This is a genomic window from Methylorubrum aminovorans (assembly GCF_022179725.1).
GTDB lineage: Bacteria > Pseudomonadota > Alphaproteobacteria > Rhizobiales > Beijerinckiaceae > Methylobacterium > Methylobacterium aminovorans.
This window is the reverse complement of the sequence record NZ_BPRC01000011.1, coordinates 38865-52053: the sequence shown is the minus strand read 5'-3', so window position 1 is coordinate 52053 and position 13189 is coordinate 38865. Positions and strand designations below refer to the sequence as shown.

The following is a 13189-nucleotide window of genomic DNA, read 5'->3' as shown; positions in this document are numbered from 1 at the left end:
CGCGCCATGCACCTGATCCGCCTTGATACGGTCTCCCTCGACGAGGGCGAGGCGGCGGTCGATCTCGGCCAGAGCCCGGGCGACATCGTGTTCCTGTCGTTCACCGACACCGATCTCGCGGCGGTCGCACGGGCCCATGCGGACGAGCCCGGCCTGCCCTCGCTGCGGCTCGCCAAGCTGGCGCAACTGCGCCACCCGATGTCGGTCGATCTCTACGTCGATGCGGTGATCGCCCGCGCGAAGGTTTGCGTCATCCGCTGCCTCGGCGGGCTTGATTACTGGCGCTACGGCATCGAGCGCGCCGCCGCCGCCGCGCGGGCCCACGGCGTGCGGCTCGCGGTTCTGCCCGGCGACGATCGGCCGGATCCACGCCTCGACGCTTTCTCGACCCTGCCGCCCGAGACCTGCATCCGCCTCGACGCCTATTTTCGCGCGGGCGGACCGGAGAACCTCAAGAACCTGCTGCGCAGCCTCGCAAGGGAGGCGGGCGCCGCCGTCGAACCGGAGCCGCCGCGAGCGCTGCCGCGCGGCTTCGCGTGGTGCCCCGGCTGCGGGCCTCTCGCGATCGAGGCGGCGATGGAGGCTGCCGGACCGGGGCCGCTGGCGCTGCTGCTGGTCTACCGCTCGGCCGTGCTCTCCGGTGAGACCGCGCCGGCCGTGCAGCTCGCCGCCGCCTTGCAGGAACGCGGCATGGCTTGCGTCACGCTCGCGGTGTCGAGCCTGAAGGACCCGGAGGCGGTCGCGACCTTGCGCGCGACGCTTTCGCAGCGCCGCCCCGACATCGTGCTCGCCGCCACCGCCTTCTCCGCCCGCGACGATGCCGGCTTCGTGCTCGACGCCGCCGATTGCCCCGTGCTCCAGGCCTACACGATCGGCGCCCCGCGCGGCGCCTGGGCCGCGTCGGCGCGCGGCATGAACGCGTCCGACCTCGCCATGCAGGTCGCGTTGCCGGAATTCGACGGGCGCCTCTCGGGCTTTCCCATCTCGTTCAAGGAGGAGGCGGAGGCCGTCGAGGGTTTTTCGGAACGCCGCGCCGTGCCTGATCCCGCCGGCATCGCCGCGCTCGCCGACCGCGCCGCCGCATGGGTCCGCTTGCGGCAGGCGCCGCGTGAAGAACGTCGGCTCGCGCTGGTGCTGTCCGACTACCCCGCCCGTGGGGGAAGGGCCGGCTACGCGGTCGGCCTCGACACGCCGGAGAGCGCCCGCGCCATCGCTGCCGACCTCGCCGCGGCGGGCTTTGCGGCGGGCGATCTGCCCGAGGCGGGCGCGCTGATGGAGGCGCTGACGAAGGGTGAGCCGGATTTCTGCGTGCCGCTGGCCGATTATGCGGCGTGGTTCGAGAGGCTGCCGGAGGCGCGGCGGGTGGAACTCACCGAGCGTTGGGGCGCACCGGAGGACGATCCGGTGTGCCGCGACGGCGCGTTCCGGTTCCGGATGGTGCGCGCGGCTGCCGCGCACATCCCCTCTCCCGGTACGCGGGGAGAGGGTCGCGGCGACCTTGTCGTCGGCGCGACGAGCGGAAGCGAGGGTGAAGGGGCGCTTCAGGCCGAGTCTCTATCGGAAATGCCCCCTCACCTCCGGCTGCCGCCTCGCCGCGCTCCCCGACAAGGGGGAAACGCGACCCTCTCCCCGCAGGCGGGGAGAGGGGATGCGCTCGACGCCCCGCGCGATGCTGGCGGCGGCGGAAGCCTCGCCCTCTTCCTCCAGCCCGACCGCGGCCGCAGCACCGACCGCAAGGCCGGCTACCACGACCCCGACGAGCCGCCGACCCACGCCTACCTCGCCTTCTACCTGGGCCTGCGGACAGCCTTCGACGCGCTGATCCATCTCGGCACCCACGGCACCACCGAGTGGCTGCCGGGCAAGGCGGTGGCGCTCGCGGCCGATTGCTGGCCGGCGCTCGCCATCGGGGCGCTGCCGGTGGTCTATCCTTTCATCGTCGACGATCCCGGCGAGGCCGCGCCAGCCAAGCGCCGACTCGGCGGGATCGCGCTCGGCCATCTCACTCCCACGGTCGAGGCCGCCGGGCTCACGCCTGAGGCCGCGGCGCTCCGTGAACTGGTGGAGGAATATTCCACTGCCAGCGTACTCGATCCGCGCCGGGCCGGGCTGATCGCCGAGGCGATCCTGGATGAAGCGGCCTCCAACGGCCTGCTCGCAGGGGCGGGCATCGATGGCGACACGCCGATGGCCGACGCGCTGACCGCGCTCGACGCGCATCTGTGCGATCTCGGTGAGACCCCGTTCCGCGACGGCCTGCACGTGTTCGGCCGCGCCCCGGCCGATGCCGTCGCGCCGGTTCGCGCCAGCGCCGAGGCCGAGCGCGCCGCTCTGATTGCCGCCCTCGACGGCCGCTTCGTCGCGCCGGGCCCCGCCGGCTCGCCCTCGCGCGGGCGACAGGACGTGATGCCCACCGGGCGCAACCTGACGACGCTCGACCCGCGTGCCCTGCCGACCCGCGCCGCGACCATGCTCGGCACCAAGGCGGCGGAGGCGGTGGTGCGCCGCTACCTGCAGGACGAGGGCGAGTATCCCGCCCGCATCGTCATGGATCTCTGGGCCTCGCCGACGCTGCGCACTGGCGGAGAGGACGTGGCCCACGCCCTCGCGCTGATGGGCGTGCGCCCGATCTGGGACCACGCCTCGACCCGCGTCACCGGCTTCGAGGTGCTGCCGCTCGCCCTCCTCGACCGGCCGCGCATCGACGTGACCTGCCGCGTCTCCGGCGCGTTCCGCGACACGTTCCCGGAAACCCTGTCGCTGCTCGACCGGGCGGCGCGTGCCGTCGCCGCCCGCGAGGAGGAGGACGAGGAGAACCCGCTCGCCGCCGCCCGGCGCCGGGGCGAATCCGCCGCGCGCATCTACGGTGGCGCCCCCGGCCGCTACGGCGCGGGTACGGCCGAGATCGCCCTCGACCGGGCCTGGGCGGGCCGCAGCGATCTGGGTCAGGCCTATCTCGCTGCCACCACCCACGCCTACGGCGACGCGGAGGGCGCGGACGCGGATTTCGCCGCCCGCGTCGCGGCCGCCGACGCCTATGTCCATGCCTTCGATGTCGCCGAGCGCGACCTGCTCGACGGCGACGCGGCGGCCGACGCCATGGGTGGTTTCTTCGCCGCCGCGTCCGGGGAGGGGAGGGTCCCTGCGCTCTACAGCCTCGACGTCTCGAACCCGGAGGCGCCGCGCACCCGCACCGCTGCCGAGGACATCGCCCGGTTGATCCGCGGCCGACTCGGCCATCCGCGCTGGATCGCGGCCCAGCTCCGCCACGGCTATCGCGGTGCGCAGGAATTCGCGCAGGGGATCGATGCGGTGTTCGTGCTCGCCGCCGCGACGGATGCGGTGTCGAGCGCCGACCTCGACCGGCTCTACGGCGCCTGGATCGCCGATCCGGAGACGTTCGAGGCCCTGAAGGCGGCCAATCCGGAGGCGACCCGCGCCATCCTCGAGCGCTTCGATGAGATGCGCGCCCGTGGCTTGTGGCAGAGCCGGCGCAACGCGGCGCCTGCCGATGCCATGATGGCCGCCGAATGAGCCCCCGCCGCACCCTGCCCGAGGGCGCCCGCCGCGGCTGGTGTCCCTCGCTCGCCCGGCCGATGCCGACTGGCGACGGATTGCTCGCCCGCATCCACCCGCCGCTCGGGCGCCTGACGCCCGCGCAGTTGCGCGCGGTGGCGGACGGCGCCCGCGCCTACGGCAACGGCCATATCGACGTCACCGCCCGCGGCAACCTCCAGATCCGCGGCGTCAGCGAGGCCAGCGCGCCGCGCCTCGCCTGCGCCCTGGCGGCGGCGGGTCTGGGCGACATCCGCGACGATGGCGGCCCGCAGCGCCTCACCCTCACCGCGCCGCTCGCCGGCCTCGATCCGGACGAAAAGATCGACGTGCCGGCGCTCGCCCGCGCCGTGGAGACCGCGGGGCGCGCCGTGCCGGGCCTGCCGGCGAAGACCCTGGTGGCGATCGACGGCTGCGGTGCCCACGGCCTCGGCGGGGCGGAAGCCGATTTCTATCTGTTTGCCGAGAGGCCGGGGCAAGTCACCTTCGGGCTCGCGGATGCGAGCGGTGCCCTCCGCTGCGGCGTGCTGCCGGAGCGTCAGGCGGCCGGTGTCCTCGGCCTCGCCCTCATGGCCTTCGCCGAGATCGGCGGACGTCGGGTGCGCGACCTCGATCCGCACCAGCGGGCCGTGATCGCGGCGGTGGCCGGCTTCTTCCCGTTCGCGCCGACGCCGCTCGCGCCCACGCGCGTTCCTGGCGCACCGGGACGCGTCGCCTTGAGCGGAGAGATTGCGGCGCTCCTGGTGCAGGCGCCCTTCGGCCGCTGCACCGCGGACCGGCTGGAGCAGGTGGCCGCTCTGGCCGGCGACGGGGAGGTGCGCCTGAGCGCGGAGCGCGGCTTCGCGCTGATCGCCCCCGCGAGCCGCACCGCCGTGCTCCAAGAGGAATTGGCGCAGGCCGGCTTCATCGTGGCGCCGGACGATCCGCGCCGCCGGATCGCCGCCTGCCCCGGTGCGCCGGCCTGCCGCTCCGGCACCACGCCCGTGCCCGACCACGCCGCCCGGTTGGCGCAGGCGCTGGCGCCGTTCGCCGGGCTCACCGCCCATGTCTCGGGCTGCGCCAAGGGTTGCGCCCATCCGAGCCCCGCCGATCTCACCCTGGTCGGCCGGGACGGCGCCTACGACGTGGTGCTCGCCGGCCCCCCCTCTGGCGAGCCGGCAACGCGTCTCGCTTTCGAGGCGGCGCTGGACCGGATAAGGAAGGCCGCAGCCGCCGGGCTTCCGGGGCTGGACCCCGTGTTTCGCGACGACGTGTCAGGATAACGTGCGATGAGTGCCCGCCACGACTACATCCGCGACGGCGGCGCGATCTACGCGCGTTCCTTCGCGATGATCCGCGCCGAATCCGATCTCGCCCGCTGGTCCGGCGCGGCCGAGCGGGTCGTGGTGCGGATGATCCATGCCTGCGGCATGACCGATCTGCCGCGGGACGTGGAGATGTCTGACACCTTCGCGGCGGCGGGTGAGGCGGCGTTGAAGGCCGGCGCGCCGATCCTGTGCGATGTCCGCATGGTCGCAGACGGCGTCACCCGAACCCGCCTCCCGGCGAAGAACGAGGTGGTCTGCACGCTGGGTGACCCGCGCGTGCCGGGCCTTGCGGCGGAGATGGGCACAACCCGCTCGGCCGCGGCGATGGAGCTGTGGCGGGACAAGCTGCCCGGCAGCGTCGTTGCCGTCGGCAATGCGCCGACGGCCCTGTTCCGCCTGCTCGAACTGCTCGACGAGGGCGTCGCGCCCCCGGCCGCCGTGATCGGCATCCCCGTCGGCTTCGTCGGCGCGGCGGAATCGAAGGAGGCTTTGGCGCGGGACGGGCGCGTGCCCTTCGTCGTGGTCCATGGCCGCCGTGGCGGCAGCGCCATGACGGCGGCGGCCGTCAACGCGCTTGCCAACGAGATCGAGTGATGGAGGGGAGCGTGCGCATCGACGCCCCGGCCGAGACCGCGGACGGCGCGGGCGAGACCCCCGCCATGGCCAAGACCGGCACACTCTACGGCGTCGGCATGGGGCCGGGGGACCCGGATTTCCTCACCGTGAAGGCGATGCGGGTGCTGGAGCACGCCCCCGTGCTCGTTCACTTCTGCAAGCGGGGCAAGCGCGGCAACGCCCGCACCATCGCCGACGCGGTGGTGTGCGATCCCGTCCGCGAGTTTCCGCTGGCCTATCCCTACACCACCGAGCTTCACCCGGATCACCCGGAATACGTCTCGGCCCTGGCCGGCTTCTACGACGAGGCGGCGGGACGGCTCGCCGACCATCTCGGCGCCGGGCGCGACGTGGCGATCCTGTCGGAGGGCGATCCCTTCTTCTACGGCTCGTTCATGCATCTCTGGCGGCGCCTGAAGGACCGCTTCCCCGTGGAAGTCATCCCCGGCGTCACCGGCATGTCCGGCTGCTGGACGCGGGCCGGCACCCCGATCACCTGGGGCGACGACGTGCTCACCATCCTGCCCGCGACCCTGCCGCGCGAGGCCCTGGTGGAGCGGCTGAAGGGAACGGACGCCGCCGTCATCATGAAGCTCGGGCGTCACCTTCCGAAGGTGCGCGGCGTGCTGGCCGAGACCGGCTTTCTGGCGCGCGCCGTCTACGTGGAGCGCGGCACCATGGCGGGCGAGCAGGTGGTGCCGCTGGCCGAGAAGGCGGACGACGTCGCACCCTACTTCTCGATGGTGCTGGTGCCCGGAGAGGGAAGGCGCCCGTGAGCGCGCCGGAAAGGGTTGAGGCAAGGGGCAAGGGCAGCGTCACGATCATCGGCCTCGGGCCGGGCGATCCGCGCCTGCTCACAGAATCGGCCCGCGCTGCCCTCGACCGGGCGCAGGATCTGATCGGCTACATTCCCTACGTCGCCCGCGTGCCCGAGCGCGCGGGGCTGACCCGCCATGCCAGCGACAACCGGGTCGAGGTCGACCGCGCCCGCCACGCGCTCGAACTCGCGATGTCCGGCCGGCACGTCGCCGTGGTCTCCGGCGGCGATCCCGGCGTGTTCGCCATGGCCGCGGCCGTGTTCGAGGCGGTCGAGAGCGGCCCCGCGGAATGGCGCGACCTCGAGATTCGTGTCGAGCCCGGCATCACCGCGATGCTCGCTGCCGCTGCCCGTCTCGGTGCGCCGCTGGGCGGCGATTTCTGCGCGATCTCGCTCTCCGACAACCTCAAGCCCTGGGAGGTCGTGACCGCCCGGCTGGAGGCGGTTCTCAGGGCGGGGCTGAGCGTGGCCCTCTACAATCCGATTTCGTCGGCGCGCCCTTGGCAGCTCGGCCGGGCCCTGGCGCTCGCCGCCGAGATCCTACCACCCGCCACGCCGGTCATCTTCGCCCGCGCCGTGACCCGGCCGGACGAAGCCCTGCGGGTGCTCACCCTCGATGAGGCCCGCACCGCACCGGCCGATATGGCGACCATGGTCATCATCGGTGCGCCGACGACCCGGCTGATCGAGCGGGAGGGACGGCTGCCCTTCGTCTACACGCCGCGGAGCGTGCCGGCCTGACGCGGAGGCCGATAGGGGTAATGTTCGAAGTCGAGGAAGGCGTCGGCCGAGGCTCGATAACCCCGATCCCGACGCCGGAGAGAATTGAAGTATCTCTCACGAAACCCACGTTGCGCGTCCCTCGTCAGAGCGAGAACGATCGCTGATCGAGGGTTTTATGAGGCAATCCTAGAATACGCCGAAGAACCACAGCAGAAGAATGATCGGCAGGGGAATGCCGATCAACCAGAGAAGGCCACCTTTGAGCATCTGCTGACTCCCGTTTGTTGGGTGCGGTGATGCGCACACCTTGCCACAATGACTAGCGAAGCTCGGTTTGCGTTCCTCCTTTGTGTGAAAATTCATAGCCGGAACGCGCCCCCGCATCGCCGCATGGGCAGGCGACTCTGCGGACTAAATTCCGATATGCGCGACTAATAGGAATTTATGGTTTGACAGCGCAACGCTCTTCGTGTAGGTAAAGGGCACGCTCAAGAAGTGTGAATGGAGACGCCGCGATGCCGGACCCCTCCGAACCACGCGGTGAGCCCGGGCCCAGCGCCCATTCGCAGCCGAACTCTCGAAAAGCGCGCAAGCGTGCACCCGATGCCAAGCGGCTGCGGGCGCGATTGCGGACGCATATCGAACGGCAGATCGAGCGCTTCGATGCCGCTCTCAACGCCGAGCCGCCGCCCACCGGGTTCGATTCCGGAAAGGTGCTGCGGGATCTCGGCGGGTTGAAGAACCTGCTCGACGACATGAAGGCGGCCGACCGGGCCGCGCGAGAGGGAGGGACGGATGGCGCGGCCGGCCGATCATCCCTGTCCGCCGTCAATCTCGTGGCGATGCGAGCGGATATCGCGCGCCGCTATGCTGCATTCGCGGCAGCGGAACCGGACGCTGGCGTTCCTGACCCGGCTCACGCCGGCGCATCTGCGCCTGCTTGAGGCCGATTGGCTCCACTTGGCGCGGCAGGACCAGCTTCCGCCGCCGGGAGACTGGACCACCTGGGCGGTGATCGGCGGGCGGGGCTCCGGAAAGACCCGGACCGGCGCCGAATGGGTCCGCGGCCTCGCCCACGGCGACCCGGTCTTTTCGCTGGAGCCAGTCGAGCGGATCGCGCTCGTTGGCGAGACCTTTGCCGACGTGCGCGACGTGATGATCGAGGGGCCGTCCGGTCTTCTCGCTCTGCCGCGGCTCGGCGGGCCGCCGCCGGTCTGGCAGCCTTCGCGGCGGCGGGTGGTGTTCGGCAACGGCGCGGTGGCGCTCGCCTTCTCGGCCGAGGAGCCGGATTCCCTGCGCGGGCCGCAATTCGGCGCCGTCTGGTCCGACGAGGTGGCCAAGTGGCGCGAGGCCGAGACCACCTACGACATGATCCAGTTCGGTCTGCGGCTCGGGCGCCATCCGCGCGGTCTCGTCACGACGACGCCGCGTCCGGTGCCGCTGATCCGCCGGCTGATCGCCGATCCGCGCACGGTGGTGACGCGCTCGCGCACCGCCGACAATGCAGCGAACCTCGCGCCGAGTTTTCTGGAGGATGTGGTCGGGCGCTATGCCGGCACCCGGCTCGGCCGCCAGGAACTCGACGGCGAACTGATCGAGGATCGGCCGGACGCGCTCTGGACCCGCGACGCCATCGAGCGAGGGCGGGTCCATGAGGCGCCGCTGCTGCAGCGTATCGTCGTCGCGGTCGATCCGCCGGCCTCGTCGCGGGCCGGGGCCGATGCCTGCGGGATCGTCGCGGCGGGACTCGCGGCCGACGGAACCGCCTATGTCCTGGCCGACGCGACCCTGGAACAGGCCGCGCCCGCTATCTGGGCGCGCGCCGCGCTCGCCCTGTATCATCGGCTCAAGGCCGACGCGCTGGTGGCCGAGGTCAATCAGGGCGGCGAGATGGTCGTCGCGGTGCTCGCCGAGGCCGACCCCGGCGTACCCGTCGCCACGGTGCGGGCGACACGAGGCAAGTGGCTGCGGGCCGAGCCGGTTTCGCTGCTCTACGCTCAAGGGCGCGTCCGCCATGTCGGCCCGTTGCCGGCACTGGAGGATGAGATGTGCGCCTTCGGTCCCGGTGGTCTGTCGGGTGGCGGCTCGCCGGATCGGCTCGACGCGCTGGTCTGGGCGCTCACGCACCTGATGCTCGCGCCCTCGGCGGAGCCGCGGATCCGCCGGCTCTGACGGCCGCGGTTAATTTCACGTGAAACATTGCTGGCGAGGAGCGTGCCATGCCTGGATTCATCGCGCGGCTCGCCAGGGCCGCCGGCTTCGTGCCGGCAACCAAAGCAGCCACGGCTTTCGCCCTATACGGGGAGAGCAGAGCGGTCTGGACCACGCGCGATTACGCGGCTCTGGCCCGTGAAGGCTTTCAGCGCAACGCCGTCGTTCATCGCGCCGTCCGTCTGGTCGCCGAGGCCGCCGCCTCCCTGCCGCTGACGCTGGAAGGCGCCGGCGACGCGCATCCGCTGATGGCGCTGCTCGCTCGCCCTAATCCGCGCGAGGGCGGCATGCGCTTCCTCGACGGGGTGTACGGACACCTTTTGGTTTCCGGCAACGCCTATATCGAAGCGGTCGAGATCGACGGCACGCCGCGTGAACTGTTCTCCCTGCGGCCGGACCGGATGCAGGTCGTGGCCGGCGCCGATGGCTGGCCGGTGGCTTACGCGTATGCCGTGGGCGGCCGTCGCCTCCGCTACGAGCAGACCGGCCCGGTGCCGCCGATCCTGCACCTGACGCTGTTCAATCCGCTCGACGACCATTACGGCCTCTCGCCGATGGAGGCGGCGGCGGTGCCGCTCGACATCCACAATGCGGCCGGCGCCTGGAACAAGGCGCTGCTCGACAACGCGGCGCGTCCATCCGGTGCGCTCGTCTTCGCTCCTTCGACCGGCGCGGCGCTCAGCGACACGCAGTTCACCCGCCTCAAAGCGGAATTGGAGGCAAGCTACCAGGGCAGCGCCAATGCCGGCCGGCCGCTGCTCCTCGATGGCGGGCTCGATTGGCGCCCGCTCTCGCTCTCGCCGAAGGAGATGGACTTCGTCGAGGCGAAGGCGGCGGCCGCGCGCGAGATCGCGTTGGCCTTCGGCGTGCCGCCGCTGCTGCTCGGCCTTCCCGGCGACAACACCCATGCCAACTACGCCGAGGCCAACCGCGCCTTCTACCGCCAGATGGTGATCCCGCTGGTGCGGCGCACCGCCGATTCCCTCGCCCGTTGGCTGGAGCCGGCCTTCGGCCCCGCCCGGCTGGAGCCGGACCTCGACGCCGTCGAGGCGCTGGCGACCGAGCGCGAATCGCTGTGGCGCCGGGTGCAAGGTGCCGACTTTCTGTCGGAGGCCGAGAAGCGCCAAGCAGTCGGCTATGCGGCGCAAGGACCGGGGCAGGGCACCGGCTCTCCGGCCTGAGGCCCCGGCACGATCCGGGCAGAGCCCGCTCTTCACTCCTCTCTTCGAGGTCTTTCGATGGATGGCCATTTCACCGGCTACGCCAGCCTGTTCGGCGTGCCCGATCTCGGCCGCGACACCGTCGCGCCGGGGGCGTTTGCCGCGAGCCTCGCCCGGCGGGGGCCGCGCGGGGTGCGGATGCTGTGGCAGCACGATCCGGCCGAGCCGATCGGCTCCTGGCTCTCCCTCAAGGAGGACGGACGGGGTCTGCGCGTCGCCGGCCGGCTCAATCTCGCGGTTCAGCGCGCCCGCGAGATCGACGCGCTGATGCGCGAGGGCGCCCTCGACGGCCTCTCGATCGGATTTCGCGTGGTGCGGTCTTCGCCCGAGCGCGGCGGGCGCCGGCTCATCGCCGTCGATCTGTGGGAGGTCTCGCTTGTGACCTTCCCGCTGCAGCCCGACGCGCGGGTGATCCGCGCCGCGGCCCCGCGCCCCATCGTCCCGCCGCGTCCGCGCCTTGCCGCCCCGCCGCTCGCGGCGCGCGCCTGACCCTTCCCGTCCCACCAACGAGGATGCCATGACCGAGATGCGTTTCGAGACCAAGGCCCCCATCGGCCTGCCCGAGAACAAGGCGGCGACCTTCGGCACGGACGCCGTGCTCGACGAGTTCGCCCGCGCCTTCGAGGCCTTCAAGGAGGCCAACGACACGCGGCTCTCCGAGATCGAGACTCGGCTCACCGCCGATGTCGTGACCGAGGAGAAGCTCGCCCGCATCGATGCCGCCCTCGATCAGGCGAAGAACCGGCTCGACCGGATCAGCCTCGACCGTGCCCGGCCGCCGCTTGGTGGGGATACGCCGCGCGACGCCTCCGCCACCGAGCACAAGGCTGCCTTCGACCTCTACGTCCGCGCCGGCGAGAGCGCCGGGCTGAAGCGGCTGGAGGAGAAGGCGCTCTCCGCCGGCACCGGACCGGATGGCGGCTATCTCGTGCCCCCGACGATCGAGCGCGAGGTCTTGCGGCGCTTGGGCGAGATCTCGCCGATCCGCGCCATCGCCACGGTCCGCGCCGTCTCCGGCGGCCAGTACAAGCGGGCGGTCTCGGTCAAAGGTCCCGCCGCGGGCTGGGTTGCCGAGACGGCACCCCGGCCGCAGACGGACGCGCCGAGCCTGTCCGAGCTGAGCTTCCCGGCGATGGAACTCTACGCCATGCCGGCGGCGACGCAGACGCTGCTCGACGACGCGGTGCTCGACATCGATGCGTGGCTCGCGGAGGAAGTCGAGACGGCGTTCGCCGAGCAGGAGAGCGTCGCCTTCGTCACCGGCGATGGCGTCGGCCGGCCGAAGGGCTTCCTCAGCTACGACACGGTGGCCAACGCCGATTGGGAGCCGGGCAAGCTCGGCTTCGTGGCGACGGGGGCGGCCGGTGCCTTCCCCGCGAGCAACCCGAGCGACGTGTTGTTCGACCTGATCTACGCTTTGCGCGCCGGCTACCGCCAGGGCGCGAGCTTCGTGATGAACCGGCGGGTGCAGAGCGCGATCCGCAAGTTCAAGGACGCGGACGGCAACTATCTCTGGCAACCGCCGCTGGCCGCCGACCGCGCCGCGACCTTGATGGGCTTCCCCCTCGTCGAGGCCGAGGCGATGCCCGACCTCGGCGCCGGGAACCCCTCCATCGCCTTCGGCGACTTCAAGCGCGGCTATCTCGTCGTGGATCGCGTGGGCCTGCGGACCCTGCGCGATCCGTATTCCGCCAAGCCCTACGTGCTGTTCTACACCACCAAGCGCGTCGGCGGTGGCGTGCAGGACTTCGCCGCGATCAAGCTGCTGCGGTTCGCCTGAGCGGCGCTCCCTCAGTAAGCCCGCCGCCGGCCGGGCCGGGCCATCCACTCGGTGCGCCCGGCCTGTGCGGCGGCCATGTCCGGGGCCATCGCCTCCATCTCGGCGGCGCGCGAGGAGATCCAGTTCGCGTGCTCGCCGGTGGGCGTCACGGCGGTGAAGCCGCCGCAGGCGGTGCGGGCGCGCCGATCCTGGCGCATGGCGCCGCTCGACCAGCTCACCACGCCGACCATCTGGCCGCCGCGCAGGATCGGGCCGCCGGAATCACCCAGGCAGGCACCCGCGCCGGCGGTTTCGGCCATGCGCCGCGCATCGGTGACGACGGTGACGCGGTTGGCGACCTGCAGCGAGCCGATCGAGACAAGATGCGCGGTGCGCAGCGTCCGCGCGGTGTTGCGGCGGTTCTCGGCGAGCACGCCGAAGCCGGCGATGTCCACGTTGTCGCCGGTGGTGATCGCGCCGCCGCGGGGATCGAGCGGGCGGAAGCCGGGTCCGGCCGGCTGTTCCAGCTTGATCAGGGCAAGGTCGATGCCCGGCTGCTCCTCCGGCGTCGTGCCGGGGACGAATTCGGGATGCATCGAGACCGCGACGGCACGCAGGCGGCGCTGGCGGAAATTCGGATCGACCACGACCACGTTGTAGCCGGCCTTGTGCATCACGCAGTGGGCCGCGGTGAGCACGATGTCCTGCGCGATCAGAGTGCCGGAGCAGATCTCGCCCTGCGTGCTCTCGATGCGCACCACCGAAGCACGCAGCCCCCCGGGATCGCGCGAGGTGCGGCCCTCGACCACGGCCTGGGCCGAGAGCGGGACAAGTCCCAGCAGGGCACCGAACAGGCACGCGCGAAGGGGGCTCGCAACCATTTTCTCGTTCTCCAGGGTCTGGGCGTGGTCCGCAGGATGCTGCGGCCGAATCCCGGACCGGGTGAAGCGTATCCGAAGCCAATTCGGCGGCCAAGCTCCGG

At 71.9% G+C, this 13189-nt stretch carries 11 protein-coding genes; 10 read left to right on the top strand and 1 reads right to left on the bottom strand.

All coding sequences use genetic code 11. The features are described 5' to 3' along the window. Positions 1-6: 6 nt before the first annotated feature. The 10 genes from cobN (at position 7) to MFF24_RS15975 (ending at position 12228) form a co-directional block, all read left to right on the top strand. Positions 7-3534, top strand: a complete 3528-nt coding sequence (cobN, locus tag MFF24_RS16020; RefSeq protein WP_238225542.1) for a cobaltochelatase subunit CobN — start codon at positions 7-9, stop codon at positions 3532-3534. Next, the gene (gene cobG / locus MFF24_RS16015) at positions 3531-4817 is read left to right on the top strand and encodes a precorrin-3B synthase (RefSeq protein ID WP_238225540.1); all 1287 of its coding nucleotides are present in this window, start codon (positions 3531-3533) and stop codon (positions 4815-4817) included. Before cobN ends, cobG begins: the two co-directional genes overlap by 4 nt. Positions 4818-4823: 6 nt before the next feature. Then, on the top strand, positions 4824-5456 hold the full coding sequence (locus MFF24_RS16010; RefSeq protein WP_133087939.1) for a precorrin-8X methylmutase: 633 nt from the start codon (positions 4824-4826) through the stop codon (positions 5454-5456). After that, the gene (locus MFF24_RS16005; RefSeq protein ID WP_108939428.1) at positions 5456-6253 is read left to right on the top strand and encodes a precorrin-2 C(20)-methyltransferase; all 798 of its coding nucleotides are present in this window, start codon (positions 5456-5458) and stop codon (positions 6251-6253) included. The genes MFF24_RS16010 and MFF24_RS16005 overlap by 1 nt, the downstream gene beginning before the upstream one ends. Next, a complete protein-coding gene (gene cobJ / locus MFF24_RS16000; protein WP_238225537.1) occupies positions 6250-7035 on the top strand; it encodes a precorrin-3B C(17)-methyltransferase in 786 nt (261 codons plus the stop codon). The genes MFF24_RS16005 and cobJ overlap by 4 nt, the downstream gene beginning before the upstream one ends. Before the next feature lie 497 nt (positions 7036-7532). Then, a complete protein-coding gene (locus MFF24_RS15995; protein WP_238225535.1) occupies positions 7533-7961 on the top strand; it encodes a hypothetical protein in 429 nt (142 codons plus the stop codon). Further along, positions 7924-9189 carry a DNA-packaging protein gene (locus MFF24_RS15990; RefSeq protein ID WP_238225724.1) on the top strand — a complete coding sequence of 422 codons (1266 nt, stop codon included), beginning with the start codon at positions 7924-7926 and terminating at the stop codon, positions 9187-9189. The genes MFF24_RS15995 and MFF24_RS15990 overlap by 38 nt, the downstream gene beginning before the upstream one ends. A 47-nt stretch (positions 9190-9236) precedes the next feature. After that, positions 9237-10409 (top strand): phage portal protein, encoded by a 1173-nt coding sequence (locus MFF24_RS15985; RefSeq protein ID WP_238225533.1) that lies wholly within the window; start codon positions 9237-9239, stop codon positions 10407-10409. Positions 10410-10466: 57 nt separating this feature from the next. Continuing rightward, a complete protein-coding gene (locus MFF24_RS15980) occupies positions 10467-10937 on the top strand; it encodes an HK97 family phage prohead protease (protein WP_238225531.1) in 471 nt (156 codons plus the stop codon). Between the two features lie 28 nt (positions 10938-10965). Beyond that, the gene (locus MFF24_RS15975) at positions 10966-12228 is read left to right on the top strand and encodes a phage major capsid protein (RefSeq protein WP_238225530.1); all 1263 of its coding nucleotides are present in this window, start codon (positions 10966-10968) and stop codon (positions 12226-12228) included. Between the two features lie 11 nt (positions 12229-12239). Here MFF24_RS15975 and MFF24_RS15970 read toward each other — a convergent pair whose 3' ends face one another. Continuing rightward, the gene (locus tag MFF24_RS15970; RefSeq protein WP_238225528.1) at positions 12240-13088 is read right to left on the bottom strand and encodes a S1 family peptidase; all 849 of its coding nucleotides are present in this window, start codon (positions 13086-13088) and stop codon (positions 12240-12242) included. Between the last annotated feature and the right edge of the window lie 101 nt (positions 13089-13189).

Bases quoted from the DNA above. Each gene is read 5' to 3' on its own strand.
- MFF24_RS15975 (WP_238225530.1), top strand. From the start codon at position 10,966: ATGACCGAGATGCGTTTCGAGACCAAGGCCCCCATCGGCCTGCCCGAG.
- MFF24_RS15980 (WP_238225531.1), top strand. From the start codon at position 10,467: ATGGATGGCCATTTCACCGGCTACGCCAGCCTGTTCGGCGTGCCCGAT.
- MFF24_RS15995 (WP_238225535.1), top strand. From the start codon at position 7,533: ATGCCGGACCCCTCCGAACCACGCGGTGAGCCCGGGCCCAGCGCCCAT.
- cobN (WP_238225542.1), top strand. From the start codon at position 7: ATGCACCTGATCCGCCTTGATACGGTCTCCCTCGACGAGGGCGAGGCG.
- cobG (WP_238225540.1), top strand. From the start codon at position 3,531: ATGAGCCCCCGCCGCACCCTGCCCGAGGGCGCCCGCCGCGGCTGGTGT.
- MFF24_RS16010 (WP_133087939.1), top strand. From the start codon at position 4,824: ATGAGTGCCCGCCACGACTACATCCGCGACGGCGGCGCGATCTACGCG.
- MFF24_RS16005 (WP_108939428.1), top strand. From the start codon at position 5,456: ATGGAGGGGAGCGTGCGCATCGACGCCCCGGCCGAGACCGCGGACGGC.
- MFF24_RS15985 (WP_238225533.1), top strand. From the start codon at position 9,237: ATGCCTGGATTCATCGCGCGGCTCGCCAGGGCCGCCGGCTTCGTGCCG.
- MFF24_RS15970 (WP_238225528.1), bottom strand. From the start codon at position 13,088: ATGGTTGCGAGCCCCCTTCGCGCGTGCCTGTTCGGTGCCCTGCTGGGA.